A 21,023-nucleotide genomic window follows, 5' to 3' on the forward strand; every position below is an offset into this window, starting at 1 on the left:
GGTGGCAGCCGGGCCGGCCGGCGGTCAGTCGCGCAGACGTGCTTCGACGGTCTCGACGAGACCGGCGATGACGCCGTCCGGTGAGGGGCTGTAGTGCGGGACGGCCCACCGCGTGATCCTGGCGTCGATGACGGTGGGCCGGCCGGAGGCCAGCGCCGCACGGAACGCCTTCTCGAACTCCTCCAGCGTCTTGACGCGGTAGCCGTCGGCGCCGCACGCCTGCGCGTAGGCGGCGAAGTCCGGGTTCTGGAACTCGACCAGCCCCGTCTCCCCGTAGGTGGTGAGCTGGAAGAGTTTGATCAGTTTGAACTCCCGGTCGTCGAAGATGACCCAGATGACGGGGATCTCGTTCTCGACGGCCGTCATCAGCTCGAACCCGGACAGCGAGTAGCATCCGTCGCCGCAGCCGACGACGACCGTCCGGTCCGGGTGCGCGACCTTCAGGCCGATGGCGCCGTTGACATGGCCGGCCATCGGTCCGAACGAACCGGCCTTGCGGAAGTGCTGCCCCTCTTCGAGTTCCACGTAGTAGCCGAGCCAGGCCAGGTGCGCGCCCGCGTCGGCGAGCAGGACGGCTTGTGGCGGCAGCATCCGGCCGATCGCCTGGGCGAGCTCCCCGGGGTGGATGTGCCCCGTCAGGTGGGTGATGTGCCGGGCCTCGTAGTCCCGGCCGTCGACTTCGGCCCTCGGGACCTCGCCGACCTTCTTCTCCAGCGCCTCGAGGAGCGCTGCCACGCCCAGGCGCGCGTCGGACAGCAGAGCGTGGTCGGGCCGGTAGGCCTTGTGGAACTCGGCCTCGGAGATGTTCACATGGATGAGCACCTTGTTCTCGAAGAGGTCCTCGCGGTAGTTGAACGTGGCGTGCTGGTTGAGGGAGTTGCCGATGCACAGCACGACGTCCGCCTCGCGGAAGGCCTTCCACGCGCTCGCGTGGCCGCTGTCGGCGAAGACGCCGACCGAGAGCGGATGCCCCTCGGACACGATGCCCTTCCCGTCCAGCGTGGTCAGCAGCGGAATCTGGAACCGCTCGATCAGCCGTTTGACCTCCGCTCCCGCTCCGCTGCGGACGGCGCCGAAGCCGACGAGGGCCACGATCCGTTTGCGCCCGGTGAGGGCGTCCGCCAGCACCGAGGCGATCTCCCCCACGAGGGCCGGATCGGGTGCGACCGGCTTGACGTCGAGCCGGATGTGCCGGAAGTCCGTGACCTCGATGCCGCGCTCGGTGAGGTTCTCGGGTACGTGGATGTGGACCGGCCCCGGGCGCCCCTCGAACGCGGTGTTGACCGCCTCCTCGAGGACGTCGCACGTGTCGGCGGCATCCGTGAGCAGGAAGGACTTCTTCGTCGTCGCCGCGAACATGGCCCGGGAGTCGGGCGTGCGGTTCAGGCCCGAGGTCTCGTTGAGCGAACCCCACCCCTGCCATTTCATCGAGGCGTAACCGGAGACGGCGAGGACCGGGTAGGAGTCGGACATCGCCACGGCCAGTCCGGAGAACAGGTTGAACGCACCGGGCCCGGCCGTCGCGAAACAGAAGCCCAGCCGGTTCGTGTACATCGCGTAACCGCAGGCCATGAAGGACGCGGCCTGCTCGTGCCGCGTGATGACCGGCCGGATCTGTTGCGAATGCTTCAGCGCCAGCATCAGGCCGGCGGCGTTCTCGCCGGCCCCGCCGAATGCGGCCTGGACCCCGATGCCCTCCAGCCCCTTGACGATGGCTTCGTAGACTCTCATCGGCACTCCCTCAATCCGTGCCCTGCCGCATCGGGCGAGGACGACGATCCGATGCCGTGCTGTGCCGTCATCCTGCCTGTCAGTCTCCCCGGGCAGACCCGTTCGGGCTGATCGCACGGGTCCGTTCGGGTGAAGGGGCCCCGTGAGCGGGAACGCAGCGCGACGGTCGCCCCGCGACCCCGATGAACCCGTCTGCATTGCTCCGCGCGACGCGGCCCCGCCCGTGGGTCAAAGTTGCTGCGTGTGACGAAGATGCCCGCAGCCACCGACATGGGCAGCCGTTCGAAGGGGCACAGATGCACGAGATCGGGCAGTACGAGCGCTACGTGGGCGGCGACCCCGAAGCGGAACGCCTCGTCTTCGAGCGGCTCGCCCGTGAGCTCATGCGGGTCCAGCTCAAGGCCAGGAAGCGCAGCGGCGCGGCGGGCATCGAGCGGGCGTTCCACGCGAAGGCCGTCCTCGGCGTGGAGAACGCCCGGCTGGCGTTCGTCCGGGACCTGCCGCAGGACCTGCGGACCGGCTTCGCGAGACCTGCCGCCGAATACCCGGTGACCGTCCGGCTGTCCAATGCCAACGGCGCCCGCATGCCCGACCACGCCCCCGACCTGCGGGGAGCGGCACTGCGCATCGAGGTGGGGCCGGAGGAGGCCCACGACCTCCTCATGACGAGCTTCCCGGTCTCCCATGCCCGCAACGCACGCGAGTTCGTCGAATTCGCGAAGGCCATGGCAGGTGCCGATACGACGCTCCGCAAGGCATCCGCACTGTTCCTCACCCTGCCCCTCGCGGTCGGCTGGTCCACGGCCGCGCGCATGCGGCGCAACGTACGCGCCGGAACGAGCCGCACCGTACGCAGCCTCGCGCTGGAGACGTACTGGAGCCGCGGCGCCATCCTGTGGGGCGAACAGGGACCCGTGCGCTACCAGTTGCGCCCCGCCGCGAACGCGTCACCGGCCCCGGACCCCTCCCGTACCGACCCCGACCACCTGTACCACGAGCTGGCACAGCGCCTGAAGAAGGCGGACGTCGTCTTCGAGCTGTGCGTCCAGCGCTACGTGGATGCCCGCCGGACGCCCATCGAGGACGGTGCGGCCGAGTGGACGCAGGAGGACGCGCCCGTCGTCCCGGTCGCGACGCTGACGATCCCGCGCCAGGACATCGACAGCGCGCAGGCACGGGCCGCCGCGGTGCGGGTCGACCAGCTGGTCTTCAACCCGTGGAACACGACCGAGGAGTTCCGGCCCCTGGGCAACCTCAACCGTGCCCGCAAGGCGGCCTACGAAGCCAGCAGCGCCCACCGCCTGGGCCACCGCTTCGTCACCACCGAGCCGCACCGCAACGCCGTGCTGGGGGTGCCGCTCGACGCCGCTTTCCGGGCCCTCAACCGGTTCGTCCCCTGGCATCGGCTGCCCACCCGGCTCGGCTTGCTCAACCTCGTCACGCTGCGGCAGGCGCTGCGCCGGCACAACCTCATCGACACCGAGATCCACGAGGCTCCGCCCAGGGCCCGGCCGGTGCCGGCGCCCGTCGACGAGCAGATGCGGACCGCGCGCAGCTACGACGGCACCTACAACGACCTGTCCGCGCCGAAGATGGGGGCCGTCGGATCCACCTTCGGCCGCAACCTCCCACCCGTCTACCGGCCCGACCTGTTCGACACGCCCAACCCGGTCACCGTCAGCAGGGAGCTGCTGCAGCGCGACGCGTTCATCCCCGCGCGGTCGCTGAACATCCTGGCCGCCGCCTGGATCCAGTTCCAGGTGCACGACTGGGTCAACCACAAGCGCTACCCGACCGGTACGAAGAGCGTGGAGGTGCCGCTCCCGCCCGGTGTCACCTGGAGCAACACCCCCGGCGGCCGGCCCGAAACCGTGATGCGCTTCGCCGAGAACGAGAGCCTGATCGCCGCGGACGGCGCAACGCCGCCCATCCTGTTCGGCAACTCGGCCTCGCACTGGTGGGACGGCTCGGAGGTCTACGGCGGCACCAAGGACGCCGGAACGGCCCTGCGCGAGCCGGACGGCGGGGCCGGGCTGCGCCTGGAGAACGGGCACCTGCCGTTCAGCCCGAACGGCTTCCCCCTCACCGGCTTTGCGGAGAGCTGGTGGCTCGGCCTGAGCGCCATGCACACGCTGTTCGCCCGGGAGCACAACGCGGTGTGCGAGGCGCTGCGGCAGGAGTACCCACGGCTGGACGAGGACCGCATCTACCACACGGCGCGGCTCGTGGTGTCCGCTCTCATCGCCAAGATCCACACGGTCGAGTGGACCCCCGCGATCCTCGCCACCGAGACGATCGACATCGGGCTGAAGACCAACTGGCAGGGCCCGCCGAAGAACTGGCTCACACAGCTGGGGCTGTGGCTGTTCGAGGCGCACTCGCTGACCGGTATCCCGAAGACCCTGCCGGACCACCACGCCGCGCCGTACTCCCTCACGGAGGACTTCGTCACCGTCTACCGCATGCACCCGCTGCTGCCGGACGACTTCGAGATCGTGGACCACCGGCTCGGCCGGAGGCTCGACACCCTCGGGTTCAACGACCTGCAGGGCACCGCGGCGGAACCGCTCATCCGCAAGACCGGTCTGACCAACTCGCTGTACTCACTCGGCATCGCCCATCCCGGCGCGATCACCCTGCACAACTACCCGCGCGCCCTCCAGGCGTTCGAGCGGGACGGCGAGGTGATCGACCTGTCCGTGGTCGACCTGGTGCGCACCCGGCGGCGCGGTGTGCCCCGGTACAACGACTTCCGGGCCGGACTCCACAAGCCGCGCTTGCGCCGCTTCGAGGACCTCTCCTCCGATCCGGACACGGTCGCGCGGCTGAAGGCGGTCTACCGTGACGTGGACCAGATCGACACCATGGTGGGGCTGTTCGCCGAGAATCCGCCCCAGGGCTTCGGCTTCAGCGACACGGCCTTCCGCATCTTCATCCTGATGGCCAGCCGGCGGCTGCAGAGCGACCGCTTCCTCACGGTCGACTTCCGGCCCGAGGTCTACACACCGCTGGGCATGGACTGGATCGAACGCAACGGCATGACGAGCATCGTCCTACGGCACTGCCCGGAGCTGGCGGGCCTGCTGCCGCGTACGGCGAGCGCATTCGCACCCTGGCGCCCGGCCCCGGTGCGCGGCCCCTCCGAGGCAGGCCGCGGCTGATCAGCGCATCGATGGAGGTGCCCCCCACACCACGGTCCGCCGTGGTGTGGCTGCCCCCGGCCGGGTCGTGGCCCGTCATCCAGAGCATCCGTGAGGTGCACGACCCCCAGATCCGCCGCTGGCCGCCCCATGTCAACCTGGTCTTCGGCTTCGTCCCGGAGGCCGACTTCCCGGCGGCGGCCCCCCTGCTGGCCGCGGCCGTCGCGGAGACGGAGCCGTTCGCGATCCGGCTGAGCGGGGTGCGCACCTTCCGGCACCGCGCCTACTCCACCGTGTGGCTCGATCCGGCCGCGGCCGGCCTCGCGCCCTGGACGGCGCTCCAGGAGGCCCTGACGGAGCCGTTCCCGCTGTGCGGCGGGCGATTCCCGACCTTCACGCCGCACCTGTCACTGGGCCGCACCCACGAGCCTCGGCGTCTGGCCGAGGAATGCGCTGCCCGGCTGGGCAGCACGCCGGCCCGGGTCGAGGAGATCGTGCTGCTCTCCCGCCGCGGCGACGAGCCCATGCGGCCCCGCGTCACGATCGCCCTGGGAACGGGCGCAGTCCACTGGCACTCCGGGTCCGGCCCCTCGGCGCAGCCCGATCCCCCGGGGCGGACTCCCCGGCCCGGTGACGGAACGTCCCGGTGAGCGTGCCGGTCACATCGCGGAGGACGGGCCCTTGTCCGTCCACCGGACCGTCACCTTCAAGTGGCAGTTGGCTCCGGTCCTGGTGATCACGGCCCCGGCCCGGACCGCGAGGTCGACGCCGAACTCGACGGTGATCGCATCGGGGCGGACCTTGCGCAGCTGCTCCAGGGTGGCGCGCGCCGCCTCCGTGATCGGCTCCAGGGCCTCCTGCAGGCTGCCCGGCAGATCGTGAACGGCATCGCCGAGGGCACCGGCCTGCACCGGTCCCGCCAAGGCGGCCGGGCCCTCGATCAGAAGGCTGCCACCGCCGTCCAACGGAATCCGAGCCAGAGGTGCCAAGACTCCTCCTCCGCCTGCTGCGCGGCAGCGGACTGCCTGCCGTGGGGTCCCGGCCAGCATGGCGGGCTGTGGGCACGTGCCGCATCCGGGGTGGTCCGTACGCATGAGACGCCTTCCGGTCCGAAGACTCAAGTGGCCCCGTACTTGTTGCGGGCGCGGTCCTCCGGCTGCTCCCTGGAAGGAGACCTCTTCGACGACGGAACGGTGGATCCCATGTCCGAGCTGCCGGAGCTGGACGAAGTACGCGAGGCGCTCGAAGTGCAGCAGACTGCGGCGAGCCGGCGCTACCGCGACGCGACCGGCACGCGCCGGACCGTGGAGGAACGACAGGCCGAGGGGACGCGCTTCCCGGACTCGGCCGAGCACGTGGCCGCCCGGGCCGGCAGGCTCATCGACAGAGGCGGGGTCCCGGCCTCGGCCTTGGTGGACGGCGTTCGCTCGACGGCGCTCACGGAGGCCGCCGCCAACGAGCGCATCATCAACATCGCCAACGAGTCCCAGCCGTGGAGCTTCCTGCCGCGGGGCGCCCGCGCCGCCGCCACCGTAGCCCGGATCTCCGTCCGCACGGAGGGCCGCGAGCAGCCGCACGGCACCGGTTTCATGGTCTCCCCCCGACTGCTGATGACCAATCAGCACGTCCTGCTAGACGAGGCGTTCAGCCGGCGCTGCTTCGTCGAGTTCAACGTCCAGAACACCGTCGACAACACACCCGACGCGGCCGTCCGCTTCGCACTCGATCCTGCGGCCTTCTTCGTCATGGACAAGCACCTCGACTTCGCGCTGGTGGCGGTCGCCCCGGCAGCCGACGGCCGCCACCCTGGTGAGGTCTTCGGCTGGAACCGGCTGAGCATCCAGCAGGGCAAGGTGCTTCTGGGCGAGCGGGTGAACGTCATCGGCCACCCGGGAGGCCGGTTCAAGGAGGTCGCGTTCAGGGACAACACGGTCCAGGACCGGTTGCCCGAGTTCCTCCATTACACGACCGACACCGAGCGCGGAAACTCCGGATCGCCGGTCTTCAACGACCAGTGGGAGGTCGTGGCCCTCCATCACAGCGGCGTGGCGAGGGAGGACGCCCAAGGCAACAGGCTGCTCAAGAACGGAGGCATCGCACGCCCCGGCGACCCCGACGACGCCATCGACTACATCGCGAACGAGGGCGCGCGCGTCAGCTCGATCCTCAAATATCTCGCCACGTTGCAGCCGGAACCCGAACAGCGTGCGCTGCTCGCCGAGATGGGCCCGGAGTCCGGCCTCCAGCAAGGCCCCGCGGTCGCCGCGCCCGTCTCCGCTCCGGTCCCCGGTCCGATCTCCGCCCCGATCCCGCCCCCGGTGGCGGCCCCTGTGGCGGCCCCGGTGGCGGCCCCGTCCCCGCTCCCCGCCGCGGGCTCCCTGCACGAAGCCGCCGGCCCGGCCGGAACCGCGGTGATCCGCAGCGGCCTGCCCGCCCGCGGCACTCCCGCCGTCGGCGGACGGCACCTGGTCTTCCTCCACGGCCGCAGCCAGCACGAGCACGAACCCGAGGAGCTCCGCCGTGGCTGGACGGCAGGCCTGAACCACGGACTCACCCGCGCCGGCCTCCCCACCGTGGACCCGGCGGACGTGTGGTTCCCCTTCTACGCGGACCGGATCATCGAGGCCATCAGGCGAAGGGAGAGCGACGGAAGCCGCGAGGCCGTCTCGGCCTCCGGCCCGTTCGAGGAGCTGAACGGCCACTCGGCAGCCGAGGCCTTCGCCGCAGAGTCGACGACGGGCCTGTACGAGCAGCTCCTCCTGCAAGCGGCGGCGAAAGCGGGAATGCCGCAGGACGGCGGTACGACCGACGAAAGCATCGGGAGCGCACTGGCCGGACGACTGCGCCGAGCGGTGAGCTGGCTCGCCGCCACGACCGACATGGACGCGCTGGCCATCGCCACGCGGTTCCGCGACGTCGACGCGTACCTGGACGACCGCGCCGTCCGCGACGCAGTCCTGACCAGTGTGCTCGACACCCTGCCGCCCTCCGGTGAAATCGTCCTCGTCACCCACAGCCTCGGCACGGTCGTCGGGATGGACCTCGTCCACCGGCTCCCGGAGCGGCTGGAGGTTTCACTGCTCGTCAGCACCGGCAGCCCTCTCGGTATGGACACGGTGTACAGCCGGCTGCAGCCTCCCGGACCCAACCTGTCGGCCCGGGTGCGCCGTTGGATCAATGCCTGGTGTCCCACCGACACGGTCGCCCTGGGCTGTCCGCTGGGGGAGACCTGGGGCAAGCTCACCGACATGGCCGTGGAGAACGCCCACGGCCGGGCGCACAGCATCGAGGAGTACCTCGCCCACGCCGAGGTCGCCGCGGAGATCGGGCACGGCATCAGCCGTACGTGAGGCGCCCGGCGGGGGCGGGGCCGCGATCCCGGCGGGCCGTGCACTGAGGAGCGTGACCTCCCTCCCGTCGCCGGGATGCCTCGCGGCATCCCGACCGGGACAGCCTGCCGGGTCAAATCCCCGTCGCGCCGTCGATCCCTTCGCGGAGGAGGTCCGCATGACCGTTGTGCCGGGCGTACTCCGCGATCATGTCGACCATGATCCTGCGCAGTGAGATCGGCTCGCCGGTCCTCTTGCGGATCCCCGTTTCGTCCAGCGAGGCTGCGGCGGCAGTGATCTGCCGGGATCGTTCGCATTCCGCCCGCCACACGGCGAAGGCCTCCTCGACGTCACCGTCCAGGCTCTCGAAGTCCTGGTCGGGGTCGTCGTCGGAGTAGTAGAGCAGCGGGACGTCCTCGTGGGCGAACTGGATACGGAACCACCAGCGCTCGACGCCGGACAGGTGCCGGAGCAGGCCGTGCAGGGAGAGCGCGGACGCCGCCACGGCCTTCTCGGACAGCTGCTCGGGGGACAGGCCGGCGCACTTGAGCTCGAAGGTGGCCCGCTGCCAGTCCAGGACCGCGCTCAGCGTTTCCCGCTCGCCGCCCACGTCAGGCGGAGCCGTGCGGGTGTCCCCGTTCCACCGGGGTGAGTAGTGCTGGGGCGCGGGTGCATCGGTCATCGCTCTGCCTCCTGCTCAGGTGGCACGGGTATAGCGGACGTTGCCGCTCCAGATGCGCTCGAGCCGGACGCGCGTGCCCGGCCGCGGGGCGTGCCAGATCTTGTCGTGACCGGCGTAGATTCCCACATGTCCTATGGTCGCGCCTGCGGGGAAGAAGACGAGATCGCCCGGCACGCGCTGAACGCGTGGGATGTGGCGCGTACCTTCGTATTGTTCGTCGGCCGTACGGGGAAGCTTCCGGCCGGCTTCTTTAAAGGCGTAGAGCGTGAGGCCCGAGCAATCGAATTCCCTCGGCCCCGTGGCCCCGTAGACGTACGGCGCGCCCCGCTTGGAGGCTGCGATTTCGACGGCCTTGGCGCCGTACGGTGAGGCCGCCTCGGCTTGGGCGGCGGGTCCGGTGAAGACGGCCAGCGAGATTATGAGGAAGAACGTGAACGCCGCGGCGATGCGACGGTTCGTCAAGTGGCCGTTTGCAGGTTTTCGGTTGTCCGTCCTGGTGCAGCTCAATCGTGATACCTCCGCATTGGTTTGCTGAAACAGTCCCGGGTGAGGTTCTGCGTCGGTGACATGCGTATTGGCTCTCGATGGCGGACCAGTTTTCTCCGACAAACCGGAAGTTGCGACCACCGGACACGGCTCCAAGTATCTCAGTTGGGTAAAATTGTCCGAATTTGTAGTAATGGATGACATTCCAGACAAACGTCCGGAGGGGTGATCCACCGGCTCGCTCCGGGCAGGCGTTACCCATCGATCACCAGGGGCGTTGCCCTCACACAGTGATCCTTTCGACCGTGCCGGCAGCACCCCGTGCCGGTGTGGGAGGCAGCCGTAAATGGTTGGCGCCGCATCCGGGGACGGCGGATGATGCGCAGGGTCCGGGGCCGCCGTGAGCCCCGTCGACCCGTCCGAGGGGAACCGTGATGACCGCTGCCGCGTACGAGTCCTCCGAGCCCGGGCCCGAAGTCCGCGCGGCCGCCGGCGCGCTGCGCGGGACCCGGGAAGCGGGCGTGGCGGTCTTCCGCGGCATCCCGTACGCCACGCCCCCGGTCGGCGCGCTGCGCTTCGCCGCGCCACGGCAGGCGGAGGGCTGGAGCGGGGTGCGGGAGGCGGTCTCGTACGGTCCACCACCCCCGCAGGCCGGTGTGTTCGGCATGGATGCGCTGGCGCAGGACACGGCGGGCGACGACTGGCTCACGGTCAACGTCTGGTCGCCCGACCCCGGCCCGGACGCCGGCCTGCCGGCGATGGTGTGGATCCACGGCGGTGCCTACGTGATCGGCATGTCCGGCCTCCCCGAGTACGACGGCGGCCGGCTCGCGCGGGACGGCGGCGTCGTCGTGGTGACCTTCAACTACCGTGTGGGCATCGAGGGTTTCGCGCAGATCGAGGGGGCTCCGGCAAACCGGGGGCTGCTCGACCAGGTCGCCGCTCTCGAGTGGGTGCGCGACAACATCCGGGCGTTCGGCGGCGACCCGGACCGGGTCACGGTCTTCGGCCAGTCGGCGGGCGGCGGTTCGGTTGCCGCGCTGCTGGCGACGGACCGCGCAACGGGGCTCTTCCGCCGGGCCGTTGCACAGAGCGCGCAGGGCACGTACTTCTCGCGCGAGCTCGCCGCGGACATCACCGCCGCCTGCGCCGCCGAGCTGGGGCTGCGGCCCACGGTGGCCGACCTGTCCGGTGTTGCTCCGCACCGCCTGTCCACCGCCGGTGATGCGGTCAGCGCCAAGATGGACCGGTGGGCGGATCGCTGGGGACCGGCCGCGCACCGGTCGATCCCCTTCTCACCCGTCGTCGACGGTGACGTCCTGGCCGTCACCCCGTGGCAGGCCCTGACCGACGGCGCCGGCCGCGATGTCGAACTCCTCGTCGGCCATACCCGCGAGGAGCAGCGCCTGTTCACCGCCCTCGACGGTCTGCTGGGCCAGGTGACCGAGGAGCAGGCGGCGAGCGCCCTCCGCCTCTTCGCCCCGGGCCCGGACGGCGCGCGCCGCTACCGCGAGGCCTTCCCGGCCGCGGGCCCGGACGAGCTGTACGAGCTGGTGCATTCGGACTGGCTGTTCCGCATGCCGACGCTGCACCTCGCCGAGGCCCAGACGGCGGCCGGCGGCCGGGCACACGTCTACGAACTGACCTGGCCCGCCCCCGGCATGGGCGGCGCGTTCGGCGCCTGCCACGGCCTCGACGTACCGCTCGTCTTCGGCAACCTGGACCGGGGTCAGCCGGCCATGCTGATCGGCCAGGCGCCGTCCCCGGAGGCGGAGGCCCTGTCCGCCCGCATGCGCGCTGCATGGACCTCGTTCGCCGCCCACGGCGACCCCGGGTGGCCCGTGTACGACACCGGTCGACGCCTTGCCCGGCTGTTCGACACCCGACCGGCCGTCACCGCCTACCCGGAGGACGCCTCCCGGCTCATCTGGCAGGACCACACCATCCCCGTGCTGCCGCTGATCGGCGGGTAGCGTCCGACGGAGTGCGGCTTGTCCGGCGTTCCGGCTCCGCACTACCGTGCCGGTGTGGACCTCTTCTCACGCTCTTGGACGGCGTTGCACGCGACGGTCGCCGCGCTCCCGGACAAGGCCTTCGAGCAGCCTTCCGGCTGCACCGGCTGGCTCGTACGGGACCTGGTGTGCCACCTGATCATCGACGCCCAGGACGTCCTGATCACCCTCGCCACCCCCGCCGAAGCGGAACCGACCGTCGACGCGGTGACCTACTGGAACGTCGAGGACCGGCCGCCGACCGGCGAGGACCCGCTCGACGCGCTGATCGTCCGGTTGGCCGCCGCGTACGAGGAACCTCGCCTGCTCACGTTCCACCTCGACGACGTCGGCTCCGCCGCCGGACGCGCCGCGGAACTGGCCGACCCGGGCGCACGGGTGAGCACCCGAGGCGAGGTGCTCACCGTGGGCGACTACCTCACCGCGTACGTCCTGGAATGGACGCTGCACCACCTCGACCTGATCGCGCACCTCCCGGACGCGGCGGAACCGCCCCCGGAGGGGTCGGCCCGGTCCCGCGCGATGCTGGAGGAGATCGCCGGCGCCCCCTTCCCCGCGTCGTTCACCGACAAGGACGCCCTCCTGATCGGCACCGGCCGCCGGGCCCCGACCGAAGCGGAGCGGGCCGAACTCGGCGAGTCGGCGGCGAAACTGCCGCTCTTCCTCGGCTGACCGCCCCCGGAGCCGGCCCGCCTCGAGGCCCATGGAGGGGAGGAGCCGCCGAGCGGGATGCGGTCCGCGAACCGTGCGACCACCAGCGCCACCAGGGGGATGCCTTTCAGAGCGTCAGTGGTGTCGCTCACAGGGGTCGTTGACGGATTCAAGGCGTAGCGGGCATCCGCCTTCGATCCCCAGAGGAGCCCCGGCTTCCGCCATGGATCCCGCAGGCTGCGCCGGTACGGCGACGTACGGGGGCCCTGGTATTGCCGTGCGGCTGTCGGAGGCGGGTGGCACCATCTGGCGCGGTGATCAGTCCGGCTACAGGGGGTAGGCATGGCGAGCACGTACGACTGGCCGCGCGGAGCGGAGAGTGCGGACAGCGAGGCGCTGGAGCGCTGGCTGGACGCACGGGGGTGGGAGGTCGACCCGACCGTCTTCATGGCCGGGGTGCTGGGCCCGGCGGTCCAGGTCCGCCGCATCGGCCGCGCCTGCCAGGACGGCGAATCCGGCCTGCTGATCCTGCCGGGCGAGACGGTGTCGTTCGACGGGGACCGCATGCGCATCATGCCCCGCACCCCCGCCCCGGCCACTCCGTAGCCGCACCCCGTCCGTTACTTCACCGAGCCGGCCATCACGCCCTGGACGAAGTGCCGCTGGAAGGCGAAGAAGACGACGAGCGGGACCACCAGCGACAGGAACGCTCCCGGCGCGAGGACGCCGATGTTGCTGCCGAACTGCCGCATCTGGGACTGCAGTGCGACCGTGAGCGGCTGGGACCCGCTGTCCGCGAAGAGCAGCGCCACGAGCATGTCGTTCCAGACCCAGAGGAACTGGAAGATGGCCAGGCTCGCGATGGCCGGCCGGCCCAGCGGCAGCACGAGCCGCGAGAAGATGCGCCACTCGGAGCCGCCGTCCATCCGGGCGGCTTCGAGCATCTCGCGCGGTATCTCGGCGAAGTAGTTGCGCAGCAGGAAGACCGCGAAGGGCAGCCCGTACGCGACGTGGAACAGGACGACGCCGGCGATCGTGCCGAACAGTCCGACCGCGCCGAAGAGTTTGGCCACGGGCAGCAGCCCGATCTGCACGGGGACGACCAGCAGCCCGACGACCACGAGAAAGATGCCGTCCCGGCCGGGGAAGTCCAGCCAAGCGAAGGCGTATCCGGCGAGTGCCGCGATGCCGACCACGAGGACGGTGGTGGGGACCGAGATCAGGACGGTGTTCCCGAACGCCTCCGCGATGCCGGAGTCCTTCAGCAGGGCGCCGTAGTTGTCCAGGGACAGCTGCGACGGATCGGTCAGCGCGGTCCACCAGCCGTCGGAGGCGTTGTCCCGCTCGGAGCGCATCGAGGACAGGAACAGGCCCGCCAGCGGGGTGATCCACACCAGGGCGACCAGGATCAGCAGGCCCTGGACGACCGAGCTGCCCAGCAGGCGCGACAGCCGGCTCCTGCGGCGCGGTCCGTGCGCGGACGGGGCCGGGACGGGCCTCACCGGTGGTGTGACCCGCCGGGGCCTGCGGCGCTCGATGGTGCTGTGGCTGCTCATGCTCCGCTCCTTCGGAAACGCCGGATGTTGAAGACCATCGCCGGGACGACCAGCAGCAGGAGCACCACGCTCAGCGCGCTGCCGAGCCCCTGGTCGTTGCCGCCGCCGAAGGAGACCAGCCACATCCGTGTGGCCAGTACGTTCGCCTCCTCCTGGACCGGTCCCGGCGCGATGATGTAGACGAGGTCGAAGACCTTCATCACGTTGATCACCAGGGTCACGAACACCACGGTGAGCACGGGCGCGAGCAGCGGCACGGTGATCCTGCGGAAGATCTGGCCCTCGGTAGCACCGTCCATCCGCGCCGCCTCCAGCGCATCGCGCGGGATCGCCGCAAGCCCGGCGCCGATCAGGACCATCGCGAAGCCGGTCCACACCCACAGGTACGCACCGATGATGGCCGGCGTCACCAGCGCCGGGCCGAGCCAGTTCACACCCTGGTAGGGCGCCGCGAAGTTGGCCGCGGGCAGTCGTACGGTGTACGCGCCGTCGGCCAGCCCGGTGAAGCGGAACGACCCGTCGGCGGCGGCGGTCGTGGTCGCGGCCACCCGGCCGTCGTCCCGTACGGCCTCGACCGTCATGCCGGGCAGGCCCTTCTCGCCCGGGTCGACCTTGCCCGGCGTACCGGCGCCGCCGGGGGCGAAGTCGAGGTAGACGACGCCCCCGATCCCGTCCGCACCGGGCGTCGCGGTGGCCGCGGCCTTCGCGTCGGCGGGTATCGCGCCGGGTGCCACCCCGACGAAGCCGAGGTTGACCGAACTGCCGGGGCGTACGGTCTGCTCGGTGCTGTACGGGCCGCCAGCCCGGCCCGTCAGGCCCTGGCCCTCGCGGGCCCGGGCCGTCGGGTAGGCGGCGGTGTCGTCGAAGGTGTCGTGGACGCCGACGACGACGGCGTTGAGCACGCCCCGGTTCGGGTCCTGCTCGTAGGCGAGCCGGAAGACGATGCCCGCGGCGAGGAAGGACACGGCCATCGGCAGGAAGAGGACCAGCTTGAACGCGGTCGCCCAGCGCACCTTCTCGGTGAGCACGGCGAGCATCAGCCCGAGTCCGGTCAGCAGGAGAGGGGCGACGACGACCCAGATGGTGCTGTTGCGGATCGCCTTGAGGGTGGCCGGGTCGTCGATGATCGCCGCGTAGTTCCCGGCGCCGACGAAGCGGTCGCCGCTGGCGTCGAAGAGACTGCGGCCGATGGAGAAGACGACCGGGTAGACGACCAGCGCGCCGAGCAGCAGCAGGGCCGGCAGCACGAAGACGATCGCGAGGCGGCGTTTCCTTCGCTGGGCCAGACGCCGCGGGTTCGCCGCGGCGCGGGTGCTCCGGATGGGGGCGGTCAGGGTGTCAGCCATGGTGGGCCGCCTCAGTTCCCGTACGCCTTGGCGGCAGCGGCCTCGAGCTCCGCGGCCGTGCCCTGCGGGTTCGACGGGTCGCGCAGGAAGTCCTGGAGGAGCTTCCATTCGCCCGCGCCCTTGGTGCCGCCGAACGCGGCCGGCGCCTGGTCCGACATGTCGAAGCGGACCGAGTTGCCCGCCGCGACCAGCGACTTGGCGGTGCTGCGGGTGGTGTCGTCGCCGTACGCGGCGAGGTCGACCCGGGTGTTCGGGGACAGGAAGCCGCCGGCGCCGGCCCAGACCTCGGCGGCCTCGGGGCCGGCCAGGAATTCGAGCAGCTTCATGCCGGCCTTGCCGTTCTTGGCGTCTTTGAGGACGACGGCCGCGTCACCGCCGCTGACCACCGGCGTCGTGCCGCCGTCGACCGCGGGGAACGGGAAGAACTTGGCGTCCTCCCCGAGCTTCTTGCCGAACTGGTCCTTGGCGACCCCGCCGACGAAGTCACCCTCGTAGACCATGCCCGCCTTGGGCTCGGGGCCGAAGACCTGCTCGACCGACGAGGGGAAGTCGGTGCCGAGCGCGCTCTGGGCGCCGCCGGCGACGAGCTGCTTGTCCTTGAACAGTTCACCGAGGGTGGTCAGCGCCTTGACGACGCTGTCGTCGGTCCACTTGAGCTTGTGCTGGGCGAGCTGGTCGTACTTCTCCGGGCCGGCCTGCGAGAGGTAGATGTTCTCGAACCAGTCGGTGAGGGTCCAGCCGTCCTCGCCGGCTATGGCGAAGGCCGGGCGGCCGGAATCGGCGAGGGTGCGGCCGGCCTTCAGCAGGTCGGTGTAGCTCTTGGGCTCGCTGACGCCGGCCTGGGCGAAGGCGTCCGGGGCGTACCAGACCGTCGACTTGTGGGCGGCTTTGAAGTACAGGCCGTAGTACTGGCCGTCGACGGTGCCGTAGTCCTTCCACACCGGGGCGAGGGAGGAGCCGGCCGTCTTGGCGGCCTGGTCGGACAGGGGCAGCAGCCAGCCCTCCTTGGCGAACTGCCGGAGCACGCCCACCTGGGGAACCATCACCACGTCGGGCGCGTTGCCGCCCTCGATCTTGCTTCCGACGAAGGTGGAGACGTTGTCGCCGGAGGGCACGAAGACCGTCTTGGCGCCGGTCTTCTCGGTGAAGGCGTCCAGGACCTTCTTGAAGTTCTTCTGCTCGCTGCCGGTCCAGACACCGGCCACGGTCACGGTCTGGCCGCTCAGTTCGCCGCCGCTCGCGGGTCCGGTGGTTGCGCCGCCGCAGGCGGTGGCGCCGAGGGCGAGGGCGAGGGCCGCCGATGCGGTGGCCGCGGTCCGTCGGGTCGTCTTGCCGGGTCGTCGCATGATGAGGTCCGTTTCTGGAGGTCGGGAGGTCGGGAGGTCGGCAGGTGGGAGGCAGGCGGGTGGGGAAGCCGGCGGGTGGGGTCAGGGGTTCGGGCACTCGGCCGTCCACCAGGCGGCGGTCGCCGCGGGGAGGACACCGTCGGGGCAGGGGCCGCTCGCGAGCAGCGGGGTCCCGGCGACCGGCGCGGGCACCGGCTCCGTGCCGAAGTTGACCGCGCAGATCAGGCCGTCGCCGCGGGCGATGGCCAGCACCTGCGGGGGTGCGTCCAGCCAGCGCAGAGCGCCCTCGCCGAGCTGTGGCAGGCTGCGCCGCAGCTGGAGGCCGTCACGGTAGAGGTGCCAGAAGGAACGGGTGTCGGCCAGGGCACGGTCGGTGGCGTGCTCGGCGAACCACTCGGGCTGCGGCAGCCACGGTCTGGCGTCGGCCACGCCCTGGCTGAAGCCGAACGGGGAGGCGTGTCCCGACCAGGGCAGCGGCACGCGGCAGCCGTCCCGGACGTGTCTGCGGCTGCCGGTGCGGTGGAAGATCGGGTCGGTGAGGACCTCGTCCGGCAGGTCGAGCACCTCGGGCAGGCCGAGCTCCTCGCCCTGGTAGACGTACGCGGCGCCGGGCAGCGCGAGCATCAGAAGGGCGGCGGCGCGGGCCCGGGCGGCTCCCAGTCCGCTGCCTCCCACCCCGGGTTCGCCCGCGTACCGGGTGACCGTACGGACCTGGTCGTGGTTGTTGAGCACCCAGGTGACGGTGGAGCCGGTGCCGGCGATGTCGCGTATCGCCTCGGTGATCGTCGCGCGGAAGGCGTCTGCGTCCCAGGGCGCGCTGAGCAGGTCGAAGAAGAACGCCTGGTGCAGTTCGTCGGGGCGGACGTACGCGGCGTGTTCGCGTGCGGTGGGCACGGACACCTCCCCGACCAGCAGCCGCTCGTGGCCGTCCCGCGCGGTGTACTCCTCGCACACCGCGCGCCAGCGGCGCCACACGTCGTGCACCTCGGGCTGGTTCCAGGCCAGCTGGTTGACGGCGTCGCGGGCGCGCTCGTCGGCTCCGGGGTCGTCCGAATCGGGCAGCTCGGGGTGCTTGAACAGTCCGGCCGCGACGTCGATGCGGAAGCCGTCGACACCACGGTCCAGCCAGAAGCGCAGCACCTGCTCGAACTCGTCGCCCACGGCCGGGTCGCGCCAGTTCAGGTCGGGCTGCTCGGGCGTGAAGAGGTGCAGGTACCACTCGCCGGGGGTGCCGTCGGGCCCGGTGGTCCGGCTCCAGGCGGGACCGCCGAACATGGCGCGCCAGTTGTTGGGCGGCTCGGCCCCGCTCGGGCCGCGGCCGGGCGCGAAGTGGAAACGGGAGCGCGGCGCACTGCCCGGCGCGGCGGCGAGCGCCTCCAGGAACCACGGGTGCTCGCTCGAACAGTGGTTGGGGACGATGTCGAGCAGCAGCTTGAGCCCGAGCCGGCGAGCGTCGGCCACCAGCCGGTCGAACTCGGCGAGGTCGCCGTAGACGGGATCGACACCGCAGTAGTCGGCGACGTCGTAGCCGTGGTCGTGCTGCGGGGACGGGTAGAAGGGGCTGAGCCAGATGCCGTCGACACCGAGCTTCCGCAGGTAGGGGAGCCCGGCCCGGACGCCGGCCAGGTCGCCGATGCCGTCCCCGGTGCTGTCGAGGAAGCTGCGGACGTAGACCTGGTAGATCACCGCGTCGCGCCACCAGGGGGCAGCCGGGGTGGTGGTGCGGGAGGGGTGGCCGGTGTCGGCCGGAAGGGTGCTGAGCATCTCGCGTCGACCTGTTCTGCTGAATGCGAGAGCGTCCCGGATCGGGTGCGCTGTTATGCATGCATGTTAAGTAGCAGCGACGGGAAGGTGTCAACGATGTGTCCAGAAACAGCGAAAAGCTGGGGTGGTTTGTACCTAAATAGCTACATGCACGACGAAGGGCCTCTACTTAACATGTAAGTAGAGGCCCTCGGGGGAGTGGAGGAGTGGAGGAAGCGGAGTGGTGCGGTCAGCCCTTGCGGGACAGGGGTCCGAGCTCGCGCGCAAGCCGCGCCGTCGCCTGCTCGGGCGTCTGGCGCAGCGCCATCACGTCCTGCGCCACGGCCTGCACGGCGAGGCTCACCTGGTCGTAGCGCGGGCTCTTCGGGCGTGGCACGGCCGACAGCACGCTCTCGCGGAGCGTGGGCAGGTACGGATACGCGCGGATCAGCTCGGGATCCTCGTACAGCGCGGCGCGCACCGGCGGCAGCGAGCCCTCGGTGAGCACCTTCCGCTGCACCCGTTCACTGGTGAGGTAGGAGATCAGATCGGCCGCCGACGCCGGATGCCGCGCATGGCTGCTCACGGCGAGGTTGGAGCCGCCCAGCACGCTGGTGCCCGGCCCGTCGGGTCCGGGCAGCGGCACGGCGCCGAACCTGCCCGCGACCTTCGACCCGCTCGCGCCCGCGTCCGCGTACACGTACGGCCAGTTCCGCAGGAAGAGCAGCCGGCCGTCCTGGAACGCCTGCCGCGACTCCTCCTCCTTGTAGCCGAGCGCCTCGCGGGAGATCCAGCCGTCCCGCACCCCGTCCGCGAGGAACCGCAGCCCGGCGCGCGCCGCATCCGAGTCCACCGTCACGCGTGCGCCGTCGTCGCGCAGGATCGAACCGCCCGCCGAGTGCACGGCCTCGGTGACGTTGACGGTGAGCCCCTCGTAGGGCAGGAACTGACCGGCATAGCCGTCCAGTCCGTACTTCGGGGCGATCGTGCGCGCCTGGCGGACCAGTTCGGCCCAGGTGCGCGGCGGTTGCTCGCCCTCCCGGTCCAGGACGTCCTTGCGGTAGTAGAGCAGCCCCGCGTTCGTGACGTACGGGACCGCGTACAGCCGGCCGTCGAAGGTCGCGGTGTCGACGACCGGCCGCAGGAAGGCGTCCAGGGGGAAGCGATCGCGCTCGAGCGGCGAGATCCACCCGGCCGCCGCGAACTCGGACGTCCAGGCGACGTCGATGTTCAGTACGTCGAACCGGTCGCGGCCCGACCGCAGTTCGCTGATCATCTGGGCCCGGGTCTCGTCCGCCGAATCGGGCAGCTCGACGAGCGTGACGCGTTCGCCGGGATGGCCGTCGTTCCAGTCGTCCAGGAGCGGGGAGAGGTAGTCGGTCAGATCGCCCGCGGTCACGAGCGTCAGGGGACCGCGGCTCCCGGAGGCGGCGCCCGCGTCGGCGCGCACACCGAAACCGGCGTACCCCGCCAGCACCACCGCACCGACCAGGAGAGCTCTACCCGCGGCACGCATCCACCGCATAGATTCCTCCCAGTGCACGATCCGGCTGCGCTGCCGACCATCGGGGCCTATATATACCCGTTAGGCATGGGCGATACTAGACGTCCAGGCAGACGAGGGGTAGGGCGGCAGCATCCGGTCCGCTGCCGAGTGAACCGTTGACTACGGAGCGGGAAGGAGGGGGAGCGAGTGCGGCTGGCGCTCCTTGCGCTCCTCACCCGTAGCCCTGCGCACGGTTACGAGCTGAAGCAGGACCTTGAGAAGCTCCTGGGCGCCGCGTACCCTCAGCCCAACGTCGGCCAGATCTACGTCACCCTCGGCAGGCTGGAGAAGAGCGGCCTCATCGAGGGCGAGGACGTCGAGCAGTCGGGCCGGCCCAACAAGCGCACGTACCGGCTGACGGACGCCGGGCGCGAGGCCGTGGTGGCCTGGTTCGAGGAGACCGCCGAGGAACCCCGGGTACGGGACGAGTTCTTCATGAAGCTCGCCCTGGCACCGCAGTCGGGTCTGGCCGACCCGATCGCGCTGATCAACAAGCAGCGGCGGCAGTACCTCAACACCATGCGGGACCTGTCCAAGCTGGCGGCGGCCGAGGACCGCGACAACAAGATCTCCCAACTGCTGATCGAGGGCGCCATGCTGCACCTGCAGGCCGACCTCGACTGGCTGGAACGCTGTCAGGAGGAGCTGGAATGAGCGACGACGCCACCACCGACGCCACCACCGCTCCTGCCGTGCCCGCCCCGCCCATCGTGCGCGCCGAGGGTCTGACCAAGTCGCACCACGGCGAGGGCGTACCGGTGCATGCCGTGCGCGGGGTGGACCTGTCCGTGCAGCCCGGCGAGTTCGTCGCGGTCACCGGGCCTTCGGGAGCCGGCAAGTCCACGCTGCTGCATCTGATCGGCGGCCTCCAGCGGCCCGACAGCGGGAAGCTGTGGCTCGGCGGAGAGCGGGTCGACGAGTACCGCGAGGCCCGCTGGGCGGTCCTCAGGCGCCGCAGCATCGGCGTCGTCTTCCAGTTCTTCAACCTCGTCTCGAACCTCACCGTCGCCGACAACGTCGAACTGCCCGCCCTGCTGGCGGGGGCCTCCCCGAAGGCCGCCCGCGCATCCCGCGCCGAACTGCTGGCCGAACTCGGCCTCGAAGGCCGCGAGCGCTCGATGCCCGGCGAGCTGTCCGGCGGCGAACAGCAGCGGGTCGCACTCGCCCGCGCCCTGGTCAACCACCCCACGCTGCTGCTCGCCGACGAACCGGCCGGCAGCCTCGACAGCAAGGGCACCCGCGAGGTGCTGCGGCTGCTCTCCCGGTTCCACCAGCGCGGCCAGACGATCATGATGGTCACCCACGACGCCCGGATGGCCAGTGCCGCCGACCGCGTCATCAGCTTCTTCGACGGGCGCATTGCCGACGACGCACAGCTCGCCGGGGGCGGCCGGCGCGGGCCCGCCCGCGGCGTGTCCGGCGTACTGGACCTGGACCCGGAACCGAAGCGGTGAC

The 21,023-nt window shown here is 71.0% G+C and carries 17 protein-coding genes; 8 read left to right on the forward strand and 9 right to left on the reverse strand.

Annotated elements, in window-relative coordinates:
- Window positions 1-24 precede the first annotated feature (24 nt).
- Window positions 25-1,731, reverse strand: coding sequence for a thiamine pyrophosphate-binding protein (locus AB5J51_RS36160; RefSeq protein ID WP_369779643.1), 1,707 nt, complete (start codon window positions 1,729-1,731; stop codon window positions 25-27).
- 296 nt (window positions 1,732-2,027) lie between these two features.
- Here AB5J51_RS36160 and AB5J51_RS36165 point away from each other — a divergent pair, with 296 nt between their 5' ends.
- Both AB5J51_RS36165 and AB5J51_RS36170 read left to right on the forward strand, forming a co-directional pair.
- Window positions 2,028-4,892 (forward strand): peroxidase family protein, encoded by a 2,865-nt coding sequence (locus AB5J51_RS36165; RefSeq protein WP_369779644.1) that lies wholly within the window; start codon window positions 2,028-2,030, stop codon window positions 4,890-4,892.
- 11 nt (window positions 4,893-4,903) lie between these two features.
- Window positions 4,904-5,521, forward strand: coding sequence for a 2'-5' RNA ligase family protein (locus tag AB5J51_RS36170; protein WP_369779645.1), 618 nt, complete (start codon window positions 4,904-4,906; stop codon window positions 5,519-5,521).
- A 9-nt stretch (window positions 5,522-5,530) separates the two neighbouring features.
- On the opposite strand, the gene AB5J51_RS36175 is transcribed toward AB5J51_RS36170, so the two are convergent.
- Window positions 5,531-5,860, reverse strand: a complete 330-nt coding sequence (locus AB5J51_RS36175) for a CU044_2847 family protein (RefSeq protein ID WP_136223462.1) — start codon at window positions 5,858-5,860, stop codon at window positions 5,531-5,533.
- A 213-nt stretch (window positions 5,861-6,073) separates the two neighbouring features.
- Between AB5J51_RS36175 and AB5J51_RS36180 the strand changes: the two genes are divergently transcribed.
- Window positions 6,074-8,221 (forward strand): serine protease, encoded by a 2,148-nt coding sequence (locus tag AB5J51_RS36180; protein ID WP_369779646.1) that lies wholly within the window; start codon window positions 6,074-6,076, stop codon window positions 8,219-8,221.
- Window positions 8,222-8,333: 112 nt separating this feature from the next.
- Here the strand turns inward: AB5J51_RS36180 and AB5J51_RS36185 are convergent, their stop codons facing one another.
- Window positions 8,334-8,882, reverse strand: coding sequence for a DinB family protein (locus AB5J51_RS36185; protein WP_369779647.1), 549 nt, complete (start codon window positions 8,880-8,882; stop codon window positions 8,334-8,336).
- 15 nt (window positions 8,883-8,897) lie between these two features.
- A complete protein-coding gene (locus AB5J51_RS36190; RefSeq protein WP_369780372.1) occupies window positions 8,898-9,329 on the reverse strand; it encodes a C40 family peptidase in 432 nt (143 codons plus the stop codon).
- Window positions 9,330-9,802: 473 nt separating this feature from the next.
- Between AB5J51_RS36190 and AB5J51_RS36195 the strand changes: the two genes are divergently transcribed.
- From AB5J51_RS36195 to AB5J51_RS36205, 3 genes are all read left to right on the forward strand, one after another.
- Window positions 9,803-11,341, forward strand: a complete 1,539-nt coding sequence (locus tag AB5J51_RS36195) for a carboxylesterase/lipase family protein (protein ID WP_369779648.1) — start codon at window positions 9,803-9,805, stop codon at window positions 11,339-11,341.
- Between the two features lie 54 nt (window positions 11,342-11,395).
- Window positions 11,396-12,052, forward strand: coding sequence for a maleylpyruvate isomerase N-terminal domain-containing protein (locus tag AB5J51_RS36200; RefSeq protein ID WP_369779649.1), 657 nt, complete (start codon window positions 11,396-11,398; stop codon window positions 12,050-12,052).
- A gap of 321 nt (window positions 12,053-12,373) precedes the next feature.
- Window positions 12,374-12,637, forward strand: a complete 264-nt coding sequence (locus AB5J51_RS36205; protein WP_053787393.1) for a hypothetical protein — start codon at window positions 12,374-12,376, stop codon at window positions 12,635-12,637.
- A 14-nt stretch (window positions 12,638-12,651) separates the two neighbouring features.
- Here the strand turns inward: AB5J51_RS36205 and AB5J51_RS36210 are convergent, their stop codons facing one another.
- The 5 genes from AB5J51_RS36210 to AB5J51_RS36230 form a co-directional block, all read right to left on the reverse strand.
- On the reverse strand, window positions 12,652-13,587 hold the full coding sequence (locus tag AB5J51_RS36210; RefSeq protein WP_078987438.1) for a carbohydrate ABC transporter permease: 936 nt from the start codon (window positions 13,585-13,587) through the stop codon (window positions 12,652-12,654).
- Complete coding sequence (locus AB5J51_RS36215) at window positions 13,584-14,933, reverse strand: ABC transporter permease subunit (protein WP_369779650.1); 1,350 nt, start codon at window positions 14,931-14,933, stop codon at window positions 13,584-13,586. The genes AB5J51_RS36210 and AB5J51_RS36215 overlap by 4 nt, the downstream gene beginning before the upstream one ends.
- A gap of 11 nt (window positions 14,934-14,944) precedes the next feature.
- Complete coding sequence (locus tag AB5J51_RS36220) at window positions 14,945-16,279, reverse strand: ABC transporter substrate-binding protein (protein ID WP_136223472.1); 1,335 nt, start codon at window positions 16,277-16,279, stop codon at window positions 14,945-14,947.
- An 81-nt stretch (window positions 16,280-16,360) separates the two neighbouring features.
- Window positions 16,361-18,043, reverse strand: coding sequence for a glycoside hydrolase family 13 protein (locus tag AB5J51_RS36225; RefSeq protein WP_136223474.1), 1,683 nt, complete (start codon window positions 18,041-18,043; stop codon window positions 16,361-16,363).
- Between the two features lie 229 nt (window positions 18,044-18,272).
- Window positions 18,273-19,547, reverse strand: coding sequence for an ABC transporter substrate-binding protein (locus tag AB5J51_RS36230; protein WP_133899130.1), 1,275 nt, complete (start codon window positions 19,545-19,547; stop codon window positions 18,273-18,275).
- Window positions 19,548-19,715: 168 nt separating this feature from the next.
- On the opposite strand from AB5J51_RS36230, the gene AB5J51_RS36235 reads away from it, so the two are divergent.
- Together AB5J51_RS36235 and AB5J51_RS36240 are read left to right on the forward strand one after the other, a co-directional pair.
- On the forward strand, window positions 19,716-20,222 hold the full coding sequence (locus AB5J51_RS36235) for a PadR family transcriptional regulator (protein ID WP_369779651.1): 507 nt from the start codon (window positions 19,716-19,718) through the stop codon (window positions 20,220-20,222).
- Window positions 20,219-21,022 (forward strand): ABC transporter ATP-binding protein, encoded by an 804-nt coding sequence (locus AB5J51_RS36240; RefSeq protein WP_369779652.1) that lies wholly within the window; start codon window positions 20,219-20,221, stop codon window positions 21,020-21,022. The genes AB5J51_RS36235 and AB5J51_RS36240 overlap by 4 nt, the downstream gene beginning before the upstream one ends.
- The last annotated feature ends 1 nt before the right edge of the window (window position 21,023 follow it).

This window comes from Streptomyces sp. R33, from assembly GCF_041200175.1.
GTDB classification, from domain to species: Bacteria; Actinomycetota; Actinomycetes; order Streptomycetales; family Streptomycetaceae; genus Streptomyces; species Streptomyces katrae_B.

Excerpts from the sequence above, each read along its gene's own strand:
- AB5J51_RS36230 (WP_133899130.1), bottom strand. The coding sequence starts at position 19,547 with ATGCGGTGGATGCGTGCCGCGGGTAGAGCTCTCCTGGTCGGTGCGGTG.
- AB5J51_RS36220 (WP_136223472.1), bottom strand. The coding sequence starts at position 16,279 with ATGCGACGACCCGGCAAGACGACCCGACGGACCGCGGCCACCGCATCG.
- AB5J51_RS36160 (WP_369779643.1), bottom strand. The coding sequence starts at position 1,731 with ATGAGAGTCTACGAAGCCATCGTCAAGGGGCTGGAGGGCATCGGGGTC.
- AB5J51_RS36240 (WP_369779652.1), top strand. The coding sequence starts at position 20,219 with ATGAGCGACGACGCCACCACCGACGCCACCACCGCTCCTGCCGTGCCC.
- AB5J51_RS36210 (WP_078987438.1), bottom strand. The coding sequence starts at position 13,587 with ATGAGCAGCCACAGCACCATCGAGCGCCGCAGGCCCCGGCGGGTCACA.
- AB5J51_RS36205 (WP_053787393.1), top strand. The coding sequence starts at position 12,374 with ATGGCGAGCACGTACGACTGGCCGCGCGGAGCGGAGAGTGCGGACAGC.
- AB5J51_RS36185 (WP_369779647.1), bottom strand. The coding sequence starts at position 8,882 with ATGACCGATGCACCCGCGCCCCAGCACTACTCACCCCGGTGGAACGGG.
- AB5J51_RS36180 (WP_369779646.1), top strand. The coding sequence starts at position 6,074 with ATGTCCGAGCTGCCGGAGCTGGACGAAGTACGCGAGGCGCTCGAAGTG.
- AB5J51_RS36225 (WP_136223474.1), bottom strand. The coding sequence starts at position 18,043 with ATGCTCAGCACCCTTCCGGCCGACACCGGCCACCCCTCCCGCACCACC.
- AB5J51_RS36170 (WP_369779645.1), top strand. The coding sequence starts at position 4,904 with ATGGAGGTGCCCCCCACACCACGGTCCGCCGTGGTGTGGCTGCCCCCG.
- AB5J51_RS36195 (WP_369779648.1), top strand. The coding sequence starts at position 9,803 with ATGACCGCTGCCGCGTACGAGTCCTCCGAGCCCGGGCCCGAAGTCCGC.
- AB5J51_RS36165 (WP_369779644.1), top strand. The coding sequence starts at position 2,028 with ATGCACGAGATCGGGCAGTACGAGCGCTACGTGGGCGGCGACCCCGAA.
- AB5J51_RS36215 (WP_369779650.1), bottom strand. The coding sequence starts at position 14,933 with ATGGCTGACACCCTGACCGCCCCCATCCGGAGCACCCGCGCCGCGGCG.